Source organism: Streptomyces sp. LN549 (genome assembly GCF_043203805.1).
Classification (GTDB): Bacteria; Actinomycetota; Actinomycetes; order Streptomycetales; family Streptomycetaceae; genus Streptomyces.
In genome coordinates, this window is record NZ_JAZHRI010000002.1 from 6,761,903 (window position 1) to 6,779,455 (window position 17,553).

The following is a 17,553-nucleotide window of genomic DNA, read 5'->3' on the forward strand; positions in this document are numbered from 1 at the left end:
CCAGGCCTCGGTACCCTCTCAGCGGCGACCGAAGCCGAGCCCGTTACCCACTGGGCCCCAAATGAAATTCAGCGAGGAGCGAACCGCGTGACCGCCGATACGTCCGTGCCGTCCACTGCGCTGCTGACCGGAGCAGACCGAGACGGTTCCAACTACACCGCGCGGCACCTGCTCGTACTCGAGGGGCTCGAAGCGGTTCGCAAGCGCCCCGGCATGTACATCGGGTCCACCGACAGCCGCGGCCTCATGCACTGTCTCTGGGAGATCATCGACAATTCCGTCGACGAGGCCCTCGGCGGGTACTGCGACCACATCGAGGTCATCCTCCACGACGACACCTCCGTCGAGGTCCGCGACAACGGCCGTGGCATCCCCGTCGACGTGGAGCCCAAGACCGGCCTGTCCGGCGTCGAGGTCGTGATGACCAAGCTGCACGCCGGAGGCAAGTTCGGAGGCGGCTCCTACGCGGCCTCCGGCGGTCTGCACGGCGTCGGCGCCTCCGTCGTCAACGCCCTCTCCGCCCGGCTCGACGTCGAGGTCGACCGCAACAGCGCGACCCACTCGATCAGCTTCCGGCGCGGGGTGCCCGGCATGTTCACCGAGCAGGGGCCGGACAGCCCCTTCGACCCGGCGAACGGACTGCTCAAGGGCAAGCGGGTCCCGAAGGCGCGTACTGGTACGAGGGTGCGGTACTGGGCCGACCGGCAGATCTTCCTCAAGGACGCGAAGCTCAACCTGGAGACGCTCTACCAGCGGGCCCGCCAGACGGCCTTCCTCGTCCCCGGCCTCACCATCGTCGTGCGCGACGAGCGGGGCCTGGACGGCGAGGGCAAGACGGAGGAGACGTTCCGCTTCGACGGCGGGATCAGCGAGTTCTGCGAGTACCTCGCCCAGGACAAGGCCGTCTGCGACGTCCTGCGCCTGACCGGTCAGGGCACGTTCAAGGAGACCGTGCCCGTGCTCGACGACCGTGGCCACATGACGGCGACCGAGGTCACCCGCGAGCTGGTCGTCGACATCGCCATGCGTTGGGGCACGGGGTACGACACCAACCTGAAGTCCTTCGTCAACATCATCGCCACCCCCAAGGGCGGCACCCATGTGTCCGGTTTCGAACGCTCCGTGACCAAGACGGTCAACGAGGTCCTCCGGTCCGCGAAGATGCTGCGCGTCGCCGAGGACGACATCGTCAAGGACGACGCACTGGAGGGCCTCACCGCGGTCGTGACCGTACGACTGGCGGAGCCGCAGTTCGAGGGGCAGACCAAGGAGGTGCTGGGCACCTCGGCGGCCAACCGGATCGTCGCGAACGTCGTGGCCAAGGAGCTCAAGGCGTTCCTGACCTCCACCAAGCGGGACGCGAAGGCCCAGGCCAGAGCGGTCCTGGAGAAGGCGGTGGCGGCGGCCCGGACCCGGATCGCCGCTCGTCAGCACAAGGACGCGCAGCGTCGCAAGACGGCTCTGGAGTCCTCCTCCCTGCCGGCGAAGCTCGCCGACTGCCGCAGCGACGACGTGGAGCGCAGCGAGCTGTTCATCGTGGAGGGCGACTCCGCGCTCGGCACCGCCAAGCTGGCACGGAACAGCGAGTTCCAGGCACTGCTGCCGATCCGCGGCAAGATCCTCAACGTTCAGAAGGCATCCGTCTCCGACATGCTGAAGAACGCCGAGTGCGGGGCGATCATCCAGGTCATAGGAGCAGGGTCGGGCCGGACCTTCGACATCGACGCCGCCCGCTACGGCAAGATCGTGCTGCTGGTCGACGCCGACGTGGACGGTGCCCACATCCGCATCCTGCTGCTGACGCTCTTCCAGCGGTACATGCGGCCCATGGTCGAGGCGGGACGGGTCTTCGCCGCTGTTCCCCCGCTGCACCGGATCGAGCTCGTCCAGCCGAAGAAGGGGCAGGACAAGTACATCTACACGTATTCGGACAACGAGCTGCGCCAGCGGCTGCTGGAGCTCCAGCGGAAGAACGTCCGGTACAAGGACTCGATCCAGCGATACAAGGGTCTGGGCGAGATGGACGCCGACCAGCTGGCTGAAACGACGATGGATCCGCGTCACCGCACACTGCGGCGGATCAACATCGGCGATCTGGAATCGTCCGAGAAGGTCTTCGATCTGCTGATGGGCAACGAGGTGGCGCCCCGCAAGGAGTTCATCACCAGCTCGGCGGCCACACTGGACCGCTCTCGCATCGACGTCTGAGCCGCGTCGTGCCCGGCATTCCGCCGGACCGAGCCGTTGTCTCCACCCTTGGGTGGAGACAACGGCTCCACCCTTGATCCACCCCTGAGCCGATCCCTTGAACGGGCTGTTTCCGTAGCGTCGAAGTGGCAGAACTTCCCGCACCTCGGAGGCGCCCATGCCCGGCCTCGTCAATGTCCTGGTGATCATCGCGGTCATCGCTCTCGTCGTCGTCCGCCAGTGCTCGGCGCAGCAGCTCTCGGGCGACCGCCGCTGGTGGATCCTGCCGGGCGTGCTGCTCGTCATGGCTCTGCGCGGGCCCGGACTCGTGGATCCGCGTCACGAGGCGCTGTCGGTCGTCGTCCTGGGGGCCGAACTGGCCGTGGGGGTGGTCACCGGGGCCGGCTGGGCGTGGACCACCCGCCTCTGGCGCGCGGAGGACGGGTCTCTGTGGAGCAAGGGCACCAGGGCGACCGTCTGCGTCTGGACCGGTGGTCTGATACTGCGGGCGGCTCTGTACGGGCTCGCCGTGGCACTGGGCGTACATCAGGACGCCCCCGCCCTGCTGGCGGCTCTCGCGGCCACTTTGCTGGTGCGTAGCGGCGTGCTGGCGCGGCGGGCCGCGGAGATACCTCAGCCGTACCGTGGTCCTGCCGAAGGAGTGCCGTTCCGGCCGGCCGGGAAGGACCGTGTGTGACCCCCGCTGCCTGGACGAGCTGGCCGTCGAGAGAAGCCCTCGCACGGGAGACCCGCACACGGTCACGGACAGTGATCGGGTGGTCGGTGCGGGCCGGGCTGCTCACTCTGATGCTCTGGGGGACCTTCACGGGCGGCCGGTTCGGCCCGTGGGAGATTGTGGTCGGGCTGACCGGGGTGGCTGGATGCGCGGCGGTCGCCGTGGCCTTCTTCCGGACCAGCCTGGAGAACCGACTGTGGCCCTCGCTCGGCCTGCTGTTCCTGCTGATGCTCGCGGCGCTCGGGGCGCAGCAGGCCGGGGCCGACGTGCCGGCGGCGGTTCTCTGGTGCGGCTGCGCCGTCACGGCCCTGGAGCGGTTGCCCCTCTCGGCCGGTGTCCCGTCCACGGCCGTGGCGCTGGGCGCGTACGCCGTGGTGGGCACCGACGACTGGAGGACCACGGCGATGACCACGGCCGGGCTCTGCCTCGCGGGGTATGTGCTGCGTCTGGACGCCGAGGCCCGTGGAAGCGCGCAGCGGCTCCTGGCCCAGGAGCGGGCTGCCCGGGTGGCGGAAGCCGAAACGGCGGCGCTGGACGAACGCTCCAGGATCGCCCGGGAAATCCATGACGTGCTCGCGCACAGCCTGTCCGCGCAGTTGGTGCACCTGGAGGCGGCGCGGCTGCTGATCGAGAGGGAGCCTGCGGGGGAGTTCCGGGACCAGGTCCTGCAGCGGGTGGTCGGGGCCCGCTCCATGGCCCGTGAGGGGCTTGCGGAGACCCGGCAGGCGCTCTCCGCCCTGCGTGGCGAGGTGTCGCCCGTGGAGGATTTCCTGCGGCTGCTGGTGGTGGCCGAGCCGGCCGAGGTCAGAGTGGTGGGGGAGCGGCGGGTGCTGACCGCCGAGGCTTCGCAGACGGTCCGGCGCGTGGCGCAGGAGGCGCTGACCAATGTGCGCAAGCATGCGCCGGGGGCCAGGGTGCTGATCAGGCTGGAGTATCAACCGGACGCAATCGCCCTGGAAGTCAGCGATTCGGGTGGAGACGGTGCCGGGGGAGAGCTCGCTGTCAGTGGATCCGGTTACGGTCTGCTGGGGATGAGGGAGCGTGCCGAACTGCTGGGCGGCAGCCTGGAGGCCGGTCCCGGCGAGGAGGGGTTCGTGGTGAGTCTGCGGGTACCCGCGTGACCGCGCGGGTGGTGGTCGCCGACGACCAGTCGGTGGTGCGTGAGGGAATCGTGATGCTGCTGGGGCTGCTGCCCGGGATCGAGGTGGTCGGATCGGCGAAGGACGGCGAGGAGGCCGTCGCTCTCGTGGCCGAGCACGCCCCGGACGTCGTCCTGATGGACCTGAGGATGCCCCGCTGCGACGGGGTGGAGGCAACGCGCCGCATTCGCACGGATTTCCCTGGCACGCAGGTCGTGGTGCTGACGACCTTCGCCGACGACGACTCGCTCTTTCCGGCACTCAGGGCGGGGGCCCGGGGCTACTTGACGAAGGACGCCGGGGGCGACGAGATCGTAAGGGCCATCCAGGCCGTGCTCTCGGGTGAGGCAGGGCTCTCACCCACGATTCAGCGCCGTCTGCTGGAGCAGGTCACGGCAGGTCCCCTTTCGCGCGCAGTGAGCGGTGAGCCGGAGCTGCCCGACGGGATGACTCCCCGTGAGGCCGAGGTGCTCGTCCTGATCGCCGAGGGGATGTCCAACACGGAGATCGCCCGCAGGCTCCACATCTCGCAGGCCACCGTGAAGAGTCACATCAACAACCTGTTCGCCAAGGCGGGGCTCCGCGATCGAGCCCAGGCGGTTCGCTACGCGTACGTTCGAGGGCTCGCACAGCCGCCCGGGACATCCTTCACCTGAAGAGGTGAAGTCTGGCGAATGAAGTGCCCGGGATCTTCCCGATCTGCCCATTCTTGGGTACGCGGCCGAAGTGGTCCGTGGACAAGGGGAGTTGTTCGGTGGAGAAGGAAGCAGGGCGCGAAGCCGCAGGGATGCGGCTCGACGACCCGTGGTACGACGCACTGGCCTCCGGATGGGGGGAGCTGGACGGTACGGGGAGCTTCGCGCCCGCCGCGGTGCCCGGCCCCGCCGCACCTCGGAGTGGTCACAGCGCGGCGGAGGTCTATCTGGAGGTGCAGCGCAGCGAGGCCTTCCAGGAGGTGCGCCGGCGGTACCGGCGGTTCGTCGTCCCCGCCACCCTCGCCTTCCTCGTCTGGTACCTCGCCTACGTCGTCACGGCGGTCACCGCCCCTGGTCTGATGGCCCGTCCGGTGGCCGGGGCGGTCAACGTCGCCATGGTCGCGGGACTGGGACAGTTCCTCACCACGTTCCTGCTCACCGGGGCGTACGCACGGCATGCGCGGCTGCGCAGGGACCGGGCCGCGCTCGATCTGCGCTGGGACACCCAGGAGATGACACGGGGGATCGGGCGTTGAGCGGGAACCACCAGACCCTGGCGCTCCTGCTGTTCAGCGCCTTCATCGCCGTCACGCTGGGCATCACGACCTGGGTGAGCCGCAACCGGCAGGGTTCGGCCGAGGAGTTCTACGCGGGCGGCCGGCTGTTCTCGCCCATGGAGAACGGTTTCGCGATCGCAGGCGACTACATGTCGGCCGCGTCGTTCCTCGGAATCTCCGGAGTGATCGCCCTCTACGGCTACGACGGCATGCTCTACTCGGTCGGCTTCCTGGTCGCCTGGCTCGTCGTCCTGCTCCTGGTGGCGGAACTCGTACGCAACTGCGGGCGGTTCACCCTCGCCGACGTGGTGGCGGCCCGCATGGCGGAGCGCCCGGTCCGGATCGCTGCCGGGACCTCCTCCGTCACCGTCTCCGTGCTCTACCTGGTGGCACAGATGGTGGGGGCGGGCAGTCTCGTCGCCCTGCTCCTCGGCGGGACGAGCGGAGCCGCGCGGTCATGGACAGTCATCGGTGTGGGCGCGCTCATGGTGGTCTACGTGTCGCTCGGCGGAATGCGCGCCACCACCTGGATCCAGATCGTCAAGGCCGTTCTGCTGATGGCGGGCACCGTGGTCCTCACCGTCCTGGTCCTGGTCCACTTCCACGGCAACATCAATGAGCTGCTCAACTCCGCCGCCGACCGCAGCGGGTACGGCAAGGAGTTCCTCTCGCCCGGACTGCGTTACGGCGGGAGCTGGACGGCCCGCGTCGACTTCATCAGCCTGGGGCTGGCACTGGTGCTCGGCACGGCGGGCCTTCCGCACATCCTGTCGCGCTTCTACACCGTGCCCACGGCCCGTGCCGCCCGCCGGTCGGTCGTCTGGTCCATCGGCCTCATCGGCAGCTTCTACCTGATGACGATCGTGCTCGGCTTCGGGGCGGCGGCACTGGTCGGCTCGGCCGAGGTGCGGGAGTCGAATCCCGCCGGGAACACGGCCGTTCCGCTGCTCGCCCTGGTCCTCGGCGGCGGCGAGGGCTCGACGGGGGGAACGATTCTGTTCGCCGTGGTCGCCGCGGTGGCCTTCGCGACCATCCTCGCCGTCGTCGCCGGCATCACTCTCGCTTCGTCCGCGTCCGTCGCCCACGATCTCTATGCCTCGCTCAGGCGGCCGGGCTCCCGGCAGTACAGCGAAGTCGCCGTGGCCCGGGTTGCCGCGGCCGGGATCGGGCTGGCCGCCATCGGGCTGGGGCTGGTCGCCCAGGACCTGAACGTGGCATTCCTGGTGGGCCTGGCCTTCGCGGTCGCAGCATCGGCGAACCTGCCGGTGCTGCTCTTCTCCCTGTTCTGGCGGAAGTTCACCACCCGCGGGGCGGTCTGGTCGGTCTACGGCGGCCTGATCCCCGCGGTCCTGCTCGTCCTGCTCTCCCCGGTCGTCTCGGGCAGCCCCACCGCTCTGTTCCCCGGGGTGGACTTCCAGCTCTTCCCGTTGGAGAACCCCGGTCTGGTCTCCATCCCGCTGGGCTTCCTCGCCGGCTGGATCGGCACGGTCACCTCGACCGAGCCGTCCGATGACGCCAAGCACGCGGAGACCGAGGTGCGTGCGCTGACCGGAGCCGGCGCGGTGTGACAGGACCGGGGCTCACGGCCTCCGGCGGCGCCTCACCAGGTCGTGGCCAGCCATGCCGTCACCGCGGCGAGCGCGATGAGGGCGGCGTTCAGGCCGGTCTCCCTGACCTCGCCCCGGGACAGGTGCAGGGCAGCTGCCAGCACCTGGAGCACGAGCAGGCCCAGCGCTGTCGCCATCGCGAGGGCGGGCGCGATCCCCGTGAGCGGCGGCAGCACCAGACCGGCAGCGCCAAGGATCTCGACGACGCCGATGACCCGGACCAGCCACATCGGAACCGTGTCCACCCAGCCCATCATGGGCGCCAGCTGCTCCTGGCTCCGGACGGCCTTCTTGCCACCCGCGTACAGGTAGAAGGCCGCCAGGAGCCCGGCGACGATCCAGTAGGCGATCTCCATCTTCGTCCTCCGTCATGGTTACGACTTGTAAGCAGGCACATGATCGGTGACTATCGGAACGCTTACAAAAGGCACACAGGTGTGCCTTGCGAACAGGGGACGCCGATGTCGAAGTACCGCCACAGCTGCCTCATCCGTGGCGACGGAGGCCGGGCGATCCGCGGCATCCTCGACCGCATCGGCGACAAGTGGACCCTGCTGGTGGTTGCCACCCTCGACGGCGAACGCATGCGCTTCACCGAGCTCCAGCAGCGCATCCCCGGCATTTCACAGCGCATGCTCACCCGCACGGTCCGCCACCTGGAGCGCGACGGCCTGGTGTCCCGCACGGTGTTCCCCGAGGTTCCGCCGCGGGTGGAGTACGAACTCACCGCGAGGGGACGCACCCTGATCGAGCCTGCTGTGAAGCTGGCCGAGTGGGCCGTCGACAACAACCCCGGCATCGAGCTGAGCCAGACAACCTACGACTCGGAGCATCCCCGGACGTAGGGCCCGGATGCCGCGGTCATCGACCGCCGGCGACCCACGCATAGCGGTGCTCGGGGCGCCCGGTCTCGCCGTACCGCAGGGTCAGCCGGACGCGCCCGGACCGTTCCAGCAGCTTCAGGTAGCGCTGGGCCGTCTGCCGGCTCATCCCGGCGCTCTCCGCGATCTCCTGGGCGGAGAGCGGGCCGTCCGCGCCGCGGAGTGCCTTGCGGACGAGTTCGGCCGTCGTGGTCGAGTGACCCTTGGGCAGATCGGGCTCGCTCGCCGTCCACAAGGCACCGAAGAGCCGGTCCACCTCGCCCTGCTCGGCCTCGCCGCCGCTCTCCAGGGTGCGGCGCAGTGCGGCGTAGGCCTCCAGCTTGGTCCGCAGTCCCGCGTACGTGAACGGCTTGACCAGGTACTGGAGGGCGCCCTGACGCATGGCCTCCTGGACCGTGGCGATGTCGCGCGCAGCCGTCACCATGATCACGTCGGTGCGATGGCCGAGACCGCGCAGCTCCCGCACCACGGCGAGACCACTGCGGTCGGGCATGTAGTGGTCCAGCAGGATCAGGTCCACGTGGCCCTCCTCGACCGCGGCGATCGCGTCGGCGGCGCAGTGGGCCTGAGCGGCCACCCGGAAACCGGGCACCTTCGAGACGTAGGCCGCATTGATCCGCGCGACACGGACGTCGTCGTCGACGACCAGGACCTCGATCACTGCGCCGCTCCCGCCTTGTCTGATTCCGCTTCGGTCATGGCCTCGGGGAGTACGACGGCGAATTCCGCCCCGCCCTCGTCCGCCGTGTCCACCGCCACGTTCCCGCCCTGCCGCTCGGCCAGCCGCCGCACCAGCGCGAGGCCGAGGCCCCGCTTGCCGTGCGCCGGAAGTTCCTTGGTCGACCAGCCCTCCGTGAAGATCGATTCATGCTGCCCGGGCGGGACGCCGGGGCCGCTGTCGCGGACCCGCAGAACCACCGTACGGCCCTCGGCCCGCAGACCCACCTCGATCAGGGCGCCCTCCGATCCGGCGGCGGCGTCCAGTGCGTTGTCGACCAGGTTGCCGACGATCGTCACGAGCCCGCGCGGGTCGACGAGCCGGTCCGGGAGCAGGGTGCCGGGCGCCATGCGCAGGGCGACGCCGCGTTCAGCGGCGACCGTCGCTTTGCCGACCAGCAACGCGGCGAGCAGCGGGTCACGGACCTTCTCGGTGATCTGTTCCGCGGTGGCCCGGTGAATGCCGACGACCTCGGTGACGAACTCCCTCGCGTCCTCGTGCAGCTCCAGCTCCAGCAGCCCGAGGAGCGTGTGCAGCCGGTTGGCGTGCTCGTGGTCCTGGGCGCGCAGGGCGTCGATCAGTCCCCGGGTGGAGTCGAGCTCCCGGCCGAGGTGTTCGAGCTCCGTGCGGTCGCGGAGGGTGACGACGGCTCCTCCGTCGGCTGTCGGCATTCGGTTGGCGAGCAGCACCCGGCTGCCGCGCACGGTCAGCAGATCCTCGCCCGCGACATCGCCGGCCAGCACATCGGCGGTCCGCCCGGTACCGAACACCTCGCCCAGCGGACGGCCCGACACCTCGGGCCCGACCCCGAGCAGCCGCTGCGCCTCGTCGTTCAGAAGTCGGATGCGGCCGCTGCGGTCGAGCGCGACCACCCCCTCCCGGATGCTGTGCAGCATCGCCTCGCGCTCCGTCAGCAGCGCGGCGATATCGGAGAACGCCAGGTCGTGGGTCTGCCGTTGCAGGCGCCGGGAGATCAGGTAGGCGGCCAGCGCTCCCACGGCGAGCGCTCCGCCCGCGTAGGCGAGCAAGCCGGGAATCGCCCCGAGGAGCCGGGCGCGAACGCTGTCGTACGCGATGCCGACGGAGACCGCACCGGCGATGTGCCCCGACCCGTCGCGCAACGGCACCTTGCCCCGGGCCGAGCGTCCGAGCGTGCCGCTGTCGATCTCCATCACGTCCCGGCCCGCGAGCGCCTTGCCGGGATCGGTGGAGACGACCCGCCCGATCCGGGCAAGGTCGGGATGCGACCAGCGCACCCCGTGGCGGTCCATCACGACGACATACTCGGCGCCCGTGGCACGCCGGATCTGCTCCGCGGCGGTCTGGACGGGGCCCTGGGGCGCCGGGTCCGTGGTGAGCAACGCCTCGGCGATCTGCGGCTGGGCAGCCGTGCTCTGGGCGATGGACAGGGCCCGGCGCATCGCCTGGTCGTCGAGTTGGGCGCTGAGGGGTGCCAGAAAGAGGCCGGTGGCGAGTACGGTGACGCCGGTGGCGATGGCCAGCTGCATCAGCAGCACCTGCGAGAAGACGCGCTGGGGCCAGCCGAGTCGACGCGGTCTCCTGGCCGTGGGCGGTGGGGCGCTCATCGTAGAGACGGTAGAGGGCATTCCGGTGCTTTCCGAAATTCGTCTCGTTTCCAGACCCACGCAATCGGCTTGCGCTTCTTGCGCTAATCTTGCGCGCATGACGCGACGACTTGCTCAGGTGGCACAGAAGGTTGGAGTCAGCGAGGCCACGGTCAGCCGGGTACTCAACGGCAAGCCGGGCGTTTCCGACGCCACGCGGCAGGCCGTCCTGTCCGCGCTGGACGTCCTCGGCTACGAGCGCCCGACCCAGCTCCGCGGTGAACGGGCCAGGCTGGTCGGGCTGGTCCTGCCCGAGCTGCAGAACCCGATCTTCCCCGCCTTCGCCGAGGTGGTCGGCGGTGCGCTCGCGCAGCAGGGCCTGACCCCGGTCCTGTGTACCCAGACCAAGGGCGGGGTCTCCGAGGCGGACTACGTGGAGCTGCTTCTGCAGCAGCAGGTCTCGGGCGTGGTCTTCGCCGGTGGTCTGTACGCCCAGGCCGACGCCCCGCACGATCACTACAAGGTGCTGGCCGACCGCAAGATCCCTGTCGTCCTGATCAACGCGGCCATCGCCCACCTCGGCTTCCCCTGCGTCTCCTGCGACGACTCCGTGGCCGTCGAACAGGCCTGGCGCCACCTGGTCTCGCTCGGCCACGAGCGCATCGGTCTGGTGCTCGGCCCCTCGGACCACATGCCCTCGCAGCGCAAGCTGGCCGCCGCCCGGGTGCTCGCCGAGGCGTCCGGCACCACGATTCCGGACGAGTGGGTGGCCAGGGCGATGTTCTCGCTGGAGGGCGGGCAGGCGGCCGCCACGCGACTGCTGGACGAGGGTGTCACCGGCTTCATCTGCGCCAGTGACCCGCTCGCTCTGGGCGCGGTCCGCGCGGCACGCCGCCGGGGCCTCTCGGTCCCCACGGACGTCTCGGTCGTCGGATACGACGACTCGGCGTTCATGAACTGCACCGAGCCGCCGCTCACCACCGTCCGTCAGCCGATCGAGGCCATGGGGCGGGCCGCCGTCGAGTTGCTCTCCGTGCAGATCGGCGGCCGTACGGTGCCGTCCGACGAGCTGCTCTTCGAGCCTGAGCTCGTGGTGCGGGGTTCGACGGCCCAGCCCCCGCGTGGCGCTTCCCGCTGACCGTCGCTAATTTGCGCTGCGGGAATCGCCTATTGCGATACGACGGTGGGCAGCGGCTGGGGCGGCTGCGGGCCGGTGTACTGCCCGCTGGGACGCATCCGCAGCGGACGCTCCCCGTACTCCTCCAGGGCGTGCGCGATCCAGCCCGCCGTGCGGGCGATCGCGAACACCGTCTCTCCCGCCTCCACGGCCATGCCCGAGGAGACGGAGAGCACGGCGAGCGCCAGATCGACATTGGCGTGCAGCGGGGTGTGGCGGGCGGTCGTGGCGACGACGTCACGGGCGGCGGCCAGGGCCGGTGCGGCATGCGGGATCTCGGCGAGCAGCTCGAAGAGGGTGCGGGCCCGAGGGTCCTCGCCGGTGTAGAGCCGGTGGCCGAGCCCCGGCACCCGGCGTCCGGTACGCAGATGGTCCGCGACCACCGGAGCTGCCCCGCCCCGTTCCAGGACCTCGGTCAGCATGCGGTGCGCCAGCCCGCTCGCGGCGCCGTGCAGGGGGCCCTCCAGTACCCCGAGCCCGGCCGAGACCACGGCGTACGGATGGGCGCGGGCGGAGGCGGCGACCCGTGCCGCCAGGGTGGAGGCGGCCAGATCGTGGTCGATCAGCAGCCCCAGCGCGGTGTCCAGTACGGCCAGTGACGCCTCGTCGGCCGGGCGGCCGGTGAGTTTCGGCCACAGTTGACGGGCCAGGCGGGGAGGCGCCGCCCCGTCCGTCGACTCCCCGTCGTCCTCCGTGGCCGTCGGCAGTGCCGCGACCAGGGTGGGGATCAGGCTCCGGGCGCCACCGAGCACCGCCTCGCGCGACAGGTCGAAGCGCAGTGGATCGGCCGTGGCCGCCGCGACCACCGCCACCCGCAGCCGGTCGGTCGCACCGCAGTGCGACGGCAGCGCACCGACTGCCCGGCGGGCCGAGGCGAGCGCCTCGGCCGGCGCTGTGAAGCGGACGCCGGGCCGCAGCTCCCCGGTCCAGAGCCACTCCGCGACCTCCTCGTACGCATGGCGCCGGGCCAGCTCCGTGGCGTCGACGCCGCGGAAGAAGTACCGGTCGCCCCCGATGAGCGTGATGCCGGTGGGGAAGGACAGCGCGCCGGCCGGGGCGGCAGGCTCCCGGCGTCCCGTACGCCTGGCCAGGGCGTCGACCTCCCCCGCGTCGAAGGTGCTTCCGCGCCCGCCCGGGGCGCGGTTGCTGCTGAGCTGGCCCCGGCTCACGTACGCGTACACCGTCTCGGGCTTCACGCCCAGGCGTTCGGCCGTCTCGCGCGTGGTGAGCCGCTGGGGCGGGGGCTCGGTGAAGCCGGCCTCGCCTGATTGATCCGTCATGCTGTCCACCGTATCCATATTGATTCAATCAACATTGACAGAACTTAAGTCAAGCATGGACAGTCGAATCAATGTCAACAGCAACGGCAATGTCCATGGAGGAAGCAATGACGACCACCACCGGAACACCGCTCGACGTCCCCCGGGGCCTCGCGGGTGTCGTCGTCACGGATACCGCCCTCGGCGATGTCCGGGGCCGCGAGGGCTTCTACCACTACCGGCAGTACTCGGCGATCGAACTGGCGCAGACCCGCAGCTTCGAGGATGTCTGGTACCTGATGACGGAGGGCGAACTGCCCGGCCCGGCCGCCCGCGCCGACTTCGCCACCCGTACCGCCGGGCTGCGCCGGCTGCCCGCCGAGGTCCGCGACGCCCTGCCCGCCATAGCCCGCGCGGGTGCCGCCGCCGGTCCGCTCGCGGGGCTGCGCACGGCGCTCTCCCTGCTCGGCGCCTCGGCCGGTTTCCGGCCGGTGTACGACATCGACGCGGAACGGCGCCGCAGCGACGCACTGACCGCGTGCGCCGCCGTCCCCACGGTGCTGACCGCCCTGTACCGGCTCGGCCAGGGGCTCGAACCCGTGGAGCCGCGCGACGACCTGCCCTACGCGGCCAACTACCTCTACATGCTGACCGGTTCCGTACCGGAGGCCGGCCGGGTCAGGGCCGTCGAGCAGTATCTGATCTCCACCGTCGACCACGGCTTCAACGCCTCGACCTTCACCGGCCGCGTCGTCGCCTCCACCGGAGCGGACATCGCCGCCTGCCTGGTGGCCGCCGTCGGCGCGCTCTCCGGTCCACTGCACGGGGGCGCCCCCAGCCGCGCCCTCGACACCCTGGACGCCATCGGCACCCCCGACCGCATCGACGGCTGGATCCGCGAGCGGGTCCTGGCCGGCGACCGGATCATGGGCTTCGGGCACCCGGTCTACCGCACCGAGGACCCGCGTTCACGCATGCTGCGCTCCATCGCCCAGGGCTTCGGCGGCCCGCTCGTCGACTTCGCCGTGGAGGTGGAACAGCAGGTCGAGGCGATCCTCGCCGAGCTCAAGCCGGGGCGCGAACTGCACACCAACGTGGAGTTCTACGCCGGAGTGGTCATGGAGCTGTGCGGGCTGCCGCGCGAGATGTTCACCCCGACCTTCTGCGCGGCGCGGGTCGTCGGCTGGAGCGCCAATATCCTGGAGCAGGCGGAGGACTCGAAGATCATCCGCCCGGCGGCCCGCTACGCAGGTCCGCCCCCGCCGCAGCCGGTCCCGGCAGTCTGAGAGGCTGCCGGGTCGCCTCTGACACCGCAGGAAGGCCCCCGTTGAACGCGTCGCCCCCGCCCCGAAGCCGGCAGATCCCCGTCATCGTCCTCGCGGGATTTCTGGGATCCGGAAAAACGACGCTGCTCAACCACCTCCTGCGCCATCGCGCGGGAAACCGCATCGGTGTGATCGTCAACGACTTCGGTTCCATCGAGATCGACGCCATGACCGTCTCCGGGCAGGTCGGCTCGACCGTCTCGCTGGGCGGCGGCTGTCTGTGCTGCGCGGTCGACGCGAGCGAACTGGACACCTACCTGGAGACCCTGACCCGGCCCGCCGCCCGCCTCGACGTGATCGTCATCGAGGCGAGCGGGCTCGCGGAGCCCCAGGAACTCGTACGCATGCTCCTGGCCAGCGACAACCCACACATCGTCTACGGGGGACTGATCGAGGTGGTCGATGCCGCCGAGTTCGCCGCCACCGTCGATCGCCACCCGGAGATCGGCCGCCATCTCGCCGTGGCCGACCTCGTCGTGCTGAACAAGACGGACCGGGCCGGGGAGGAGGAACGGGCACTTGTCCGGGAGGCCGTCGCGGCGACCGGCAGCACGGCGGCTGTCATCCCCGCCACGTACGGACGCATCGACCCGGAACTGCTCTTCGACCCGGCGCTGCGGCCCGACGGCGAGGAGAAGGCGCGTCAGCTCACCTTCGAGGACCTGTACCTGGAGGAGCGGGCGCGGGAGACCGGCGAGGAGCACGGGGAGCATCTGCACACGGCGTACGAGAGCCTCGATCACACCTCCGACGTGCCGATGGACCCCCGTCGGCTGATGGAGTTCCTCGACTCCCGGCCCGAGGGCCTCTACCGGATCAAGGGCTACGTCGACTTCGGCGCGGGCGACGCGGACAACGCGTACGCGGTGCACGCCGTCGGCAGGTTCCTGCGGTTCGCCCCCAGGCCCTGGACGCGCGGCGAGCCGCGGCTGACCCGGCTCGTACTGATCGGTTCCGGCATCGACGCACAGGCCCTGCGCAAGGAGCTCGAAGGCTGTCGCGCATCGGGGGAGCCATCAGGGGAGACGGCGCGGGAAACAGCGCAGGACGCCGCACACGAGCGATCCATGTGGGGCGTCCTGCGGTACGTGCAACAGCCCGGCGACGAGACGTAGCGCCGGGCCCGCGGCCTACACGGGGCCGGCGATCACCGCGACCGGGCTCTCCAGCGGTGTCCCCGAACCGTCACGCCGCGGATCGGGCTCGGGCAGCGTGGCCGGTGTGCCGTTCTTCTGCGCGGCCCTGGCCGGCGTCGCACCCGCCCAGGCGAACACCAGCACGTCCTCGCCCTTCAGGAACCGCTGGCAACGCACCCCGCCGGTGGCCCGGCCCTTGCGCGGGTACTGGTCGAACGGGGTGAGCTTGCACGTCAGCACCGAATCGTCCAGCGTGCCGTGCGAACCGGCGACCGTGAACACCATGGCGTCCACCGCCGGATCCACCGCGGCGAACGAGAGCACCTCCGCCCCCGCGGTGATCTTGACGCCCGCCATGCCGCCGGCCGCACGTCCCTGCGGGCGCACCTGCGCCGCCGGGTAGCGCAGCAACTGCGCGTCCGAGGTGATGAAGACCAGGTCCTCCTCACCGGTACGCAGCTCCGCCGCACCGACGATGCGGTCGCCGTCCTTGAGGGTGATGACCTCCAGCTCGTCCTTGTTGGCGGGATAGTCGGGCACCACGCGCTTCACGACGCCCTGCAAGGTGCCGATCGCCAGCCCCGGTGAGGACTCGTCGAGCGTGGTGAGGCAGACGACCTCCTCGTCCGCCTCCAGAGTGAGGAACTCGCCGACCATGGCCCCGCCCGAAAGGCTGGGTGCCGCATGGGTGTCCGGCAGCTGCGGCAGATCGATCACCGCGAGCCGCAACAGCCGCCCGGTGGACGTCACCACGCCGACATCGCCGCGCGCCGTGGCCGGCACTGCCGACACGATGACGTCGTGCTTGGCCCGCTTGGCGTCCTCGGCGAAGGCGATCGGGTCGTCGTTGGCCGTACGTGCCAGCAGACCGGTCGAGGACAGCAGCACCCGGCACGGGTCGTCCGCCACTTCCAGCGGCACCGAGGCGACCTGCGAACCGGCCGACTCCAGCAGCACCGTGCGCCGGTCGGTGCCGAACTTCTTCGCGACCGACGCCAGTTCCGTGGAAACGAGCTTGCGCAGCTCGGTGTCCGACTCGAGGATCGCGGTCAGCTCGGCGATCTCGGCGTTGAGCCGGTCGCGCTCGCTCTCCAGCTCGATCCGGTCGAACCGGGTCAGCCGGCGCAGCGGGGTGTCCAGGATGTACTGGGTCTGGATCTCGCTCAGCGAGAAGTGCTCGATGAGCCGCTCCTTGGCCTGCGCCGAGTTGTCGCTGGAGCGGATGAGGCGGATGACCTCGTCGATGTCGATCAGCGCGACGAGGAGGCCCTCGACCAGGTGGAGCCGGTTGCGGCGCTTGGTCCGGCGGAACTCGCTGCGCCGGCGCACCACGTCGAAGCGGTGGTCGAGATAGACCTCCAGGAGCTCCTTGAGGCCCAGTGTGAGCGGCTGTCCGTCGACCAGTGCCACGTTGTTGATGCCGAAGGACTCCTCCATCGGCGTCAGCTTGTAGAGCTGCTCCAGCACGGCCTCGGGAACGAAGCCGTTCTTGATCTCGATGACCAGACGCAGTCCGTGCGAGCGGTCCGTGAGGTCCTTGACGTCGGCGATGCCCTGCAGCTTCTTCGCCGAGACCAGGTCCTTGATCTTGGCGATCACCTTCTCCGGACCGACGGTGAAAGGAAGTTCGGTGACGACCAGGCCCTTGCGGCGCGGCGTGACGTTCTCCACGGCGACGGTGGAACGGATCTTGAACGAGCCGCGGCCGGCCGTGTAGGCGTCCTTGATGCCGCCCAGGCCCACGATCCGGCCGCCGGTCGGCAGGTCGGGACCGGGGACGAACCGCATCAGGGTCTCCAGGTCCGCACCCGGATGCTTGATGAGATGGCGGGCGGCGGCGATGACCTCGCCCAGGTTGTGCGGCGGCATGTTGGTCGCCATGCCGACCGCGATCCCGGTCGTGCCGTTGACCAGGAGGTTCGGATAGGCGGCCGGGAGGACGACCGGTTCCTGCTCCTGGCCGTCGTAGTTCGACTGGAAGGAGACGGTTTCCTCGTCGATCGACTCCGTCATCAACGACGTCGCGTCGGCCATCCGGCATTCGGTGTACCGCATGGCGGCCGGCGGGTCGTCGTTGCCGAGCGAGCCGAAGTTCCCGTGCCCGTCGACGAGGGGGAGCCGCATGGAGAACGGCTGCGCCATCCGCACCAGCGCGTCGTAGATCGACGCGTCTCCGTGCGGGTGCAACTTACCCATGACCTCGCCGACCACACGGGCGCACTTCACGAAGCCGCGTTCCGGGCGCAGGCCCATCTCGTTCATCTGGTAGACGATGCGGCGGTGCACCGGCTTCAGGCCGTCACGGGCGTCAGGCAGGGCCCGTGAGTAGATCACCGAGTACGCGTACTCGAGGAAGGAGCCCTGCATTTCGTCGACGACGTCGATGTCGAGGATCTTCTCCTCGAAGTCGACCGGCGGCGGGGTCTTCGTGCTGCGGCGGGCCATCGCTGCTGCGACTCCTTCACGGATTCTGTTCGGGCAACCTCAGGTTCTGACGCGCACCATTGTGGACCGCCCCACTGACAACCCGGACCTCGACCCGTCCCAAAGGCCGTTCTCCACCCGTCCCGA

Annotated in this window: 15 protein-coding genes; 10 read left to right on the forward strand and 5 right to left on the reverse strand. The window is 70.2% G+C overall.

Going from position 1 to position 17,553, the window contains the following annotated elements; translation table 11 throughout:
• Positions 1-87: 87 nt before the first annotated feature.
• The 6 genes from SH922_RS30350 (at position 88) to SH922_RS30375 (ending at position 6,882) form a co-directional block, all read left to right on the forward strand.
• Positions 88-2,208, forward strand: coding sequence for a type IIA DNA topoisomerase subunit B (locus SH922_RS30350; protein ID WP_393061412.1), 2,121 nt, complete (start codon positions 88-90; stop codon positions 2,206-2,208).
• Positions 2,209-2,365: 157 nt separating this feature from the next.
• Entirely contained in the window at positions 2,366-2,884 is a 519-nt protein-coding gene (locus SH922_RS30355; protein WP_393061414.1) for a DUF1453 domain-containing protein, read from the forward strand.
• On the forward strand, positions 2,881-4,044 hold the full coding sequence (locus SH922_RS30360; RefSeq protein WP_393061416.1) for a sensor histidine kinase: 1,164 nt from the start codon (positions 2,881-2,883) through the stop codon (positions 4,042-4,044). The genes SH922_RS30355 and SH922_RS30360 overlap by 4 nt, the downstream gene beginning before the upstream one ends.
• Positions 4,041-4,718, forward strand: a complete 678-nt coding sequence (locus SH922_RS30365; RefSeq protein WP_393061418.1) for a response regulator — start codon at positions 4,041-4,043, stop codon at positions 4,716-4,718. Before SH922_RS30360 ends, SH922_RS30365 begins: the two co-directional genes overlap by 4 nt.
• A gap of 131 nt (positions 4,719-4,849) precedes the next feature.
• A complete protein-coding gene (locus tag SH922_RS30370) occupies positions 4,850-5,293 on the forward strand; it encodes a DUF485 domain-containing protein (RefSeq protein ID WP_393063735.1) in 444 nt (147 codons plus the stop codon).
• Complete coding sequence (locus SH922_RS30375) at positions 5,290-6,882, forward strand: cation acetate symporter (protein ID WP_393061420.1); 1,593 nt, start codon at positions 5,290-5,292, stop codon at positions 6,880-6,882. Before SH922_RS30370 ends, SH922_RS30375 begins: the two co-directional genes overlap by 4 nt.
• Positions 6,883-6,914: 32 nt before the next feature.
• Here SH922_RS30375 and SH922_RS30380 read toward each other — a convergent pair whose 3' ends face one another.
• On the reverse strand, positions 6,915-7,277 hold the full coding sequence (locus tag SH922_RS30380; RefSeq protein WP_393061422.1) for a DoxX family protein: 363 nt from the start codon (positions 7,275-7,277) through the stop codon (positions 6,915-6,917).
• A 105-nt stretch (positions 7,278-7,382) separates the two neighbouring features.
• Here SH922_RS30380 and SH922_RS30385 point away from each other — a divergent pair, with 105 nt between their 5' ends.
• The gene (locus tag SH922_RS30385; protein ID WP_393061424.1) at positions 7,383-7,766 is read left to right on the forward strand and encodes a winged helix-turn-helix transcriptional regulator; all 384 of its coding nucleotides are present in this window, start codon (positions 7,383-7,385) and stop codon (positions 7,764-7,766) included.
• A gap of 16 nt (positions 7,767-7,782) precedes the next feature.
• Here SH922_RS30385 and SH922_RS30390 read toward each other — a convergent pair whose 3' ends face one another.
• The gene (locus SH922_RS30390; protein ID WP_393061426.1) at positions 7,783-8,463 is read right to left on the reverse strand and encodes a response regulator; all 681 of its coding nucleotides are present in this window, start codon (positions 8,461-8,463) and stop codon (positions 7,783-7,785) included.
• On the reverse strand, positions 8,460-10,106 hold the full coding sequence (locus tag SH922_RS30395) for an ATP-binding protein (RefSeq protein ID WP_393061428.1): 1,647 nt from the start codon (positions 10,104-10,106) through the stop codon (positions 8,460-8,462). The genes SH922_RS30390 and SH922_RS30395 overlap by 4 nt, the downstream gene beginning before the upstream one ends.
• 97 nt (positions 10,107-10,203) lie before the next feature.
• Here SH922_RS30395 and SH922_RS30400 point away from each other — a divergent pair, with 97 nt between their 5' ends.
• Positions 10,204-11,223: a LacI family DNA-binding transcriptional regulator gene (locus SH922_RS30400; protein WP_393061430.1), complete on the forward strand. Its 1,020-nt coding sequence runs from the start codon at positions 10,204-10,206 to the stop codon at positions 11,221-11,223.
• 29 nt (positions 11,224-11,252) lie between these two features.
• Here the strand turns inward: SH922_RS30400 and SH922_RS30405 are convergent, their stop codons facing one another.
• On the reverse strand, positions 11,253-12,542 hold the full coding sequence (locus SH922_RS30405) for a citrate/2-methylcitrate synthase (RefSeq protein ID WP_393061432.1): 1,290 nt from the start codon (positions 12,540-12,542) through the stop codon (positions 11,253-11,255).
• A 107-nt stretch (positions 12,543-12,649) separates the two neighbouring features.
• On the opposite strand from SH922_RS30405, the gene SH922_RS30410 reads away from it, so the two are divergent.
• Together SH922_RS30410 and SH922_RS30415 are read left to right on the forward strand one after the other, a co-directional pair.
• Positions 12,650-13,807 carry a citrate/2-methylcitrate synthase gene (locus SH922_RS30410; RefSeq protein WP_393061434.1) on the forward strand — a complete coding sequence of 386 codons (1,158 nt, stop codon included), beginning with the start codon at positions 12,650-12,652 and terminating at the stop codon, positions 13,805-13,807.
• 41 nt (positions 13,808-13,848) lie between these two features.
• Positions 13,849-14,961 carry a CobW family GTP-binding protein gene (locus SH922_RS30415; protein ID WP_393061436.1) on the forward strand — a complete coding sequence of 371 codons (1,113 nt, stop codon included), beginning with the start codon at positions 13,849-13,851 and terminating at the stop codon, positions 14,959-14,961.
• Positions 14,962-14,976: 15 nt separating this feature from the next.
• Here SH922_RS30415 and SH922_RS30420 read toward each other — a convergent pair whose 3' ends face one another.
• Positions 14,977-17,427 (reverse strand): DNA topoisomerase (ATP-hydrolyzing) subunit A, encoded by a 2,451-nt coding sequence (locus SH922_RS30420; RefSeq protein WP_393061438.1) that lies wholly within the window; start codon positions 17,425-17,427, stop codon positions 14,977-14,979.
• Positions 17,428-17,553 lie beyond the last annotated feature (126 nt).